This is a genomic window from Deinococcus alpinitundrae, assembly GCF_009982895.1.
Classification (GTDB): Bacteria; Deinococcota; Deinococci; order Deinococcales; family Deinococcaceae; genus Deinococcus; species Deinococcus alpinitundrae.
This window is the reverse complement of record NZ_WXZL01000321.1, coordinates 1-263: the sequence shown is the minus strand read 5'-3', so window position 1 is coordinate 263 and position 263 is coordinate 1. Positions and strand designations below refer to the sequence as shown.

Below are 263 nucleotides of genomic sequence, written 5' to 3'. Positions count from 1 at the left end.
CATTATTTTTTCACAATCTTGTAAATGATTTTCAACAGCTTCTTTAATATTCGCTTTTAAAATATCTTCATTAATCACCGTCACATTATCATAAGGTGATAGAGTATCATTTAATACAGGTATTAAACGTTGATAAATTTCAAATGCCAATACCCTTTTAGCATGTCTGGCCAATTGTTCTGTCAATGACCCCATGCCTGGACCAATTTCAATCACCCCAGTTTGTGCATCAATATCACTTGCATCAATGATATTATTAATGA

1 protein-coding gene is annotated in these 263 nt (G+C 31.9%); it reads right to left on the bottom strand.

What is annotated here, in order from left to right; genetic code table 11:
• Positions 1-263 (bottom strand): rRNA adenine N-6-methyltransferase family protein (locus tag GUI70_RS25860; protein ID WP_272952937.1); only part of this gene is annotated, 263 nt, incomplete at both ends.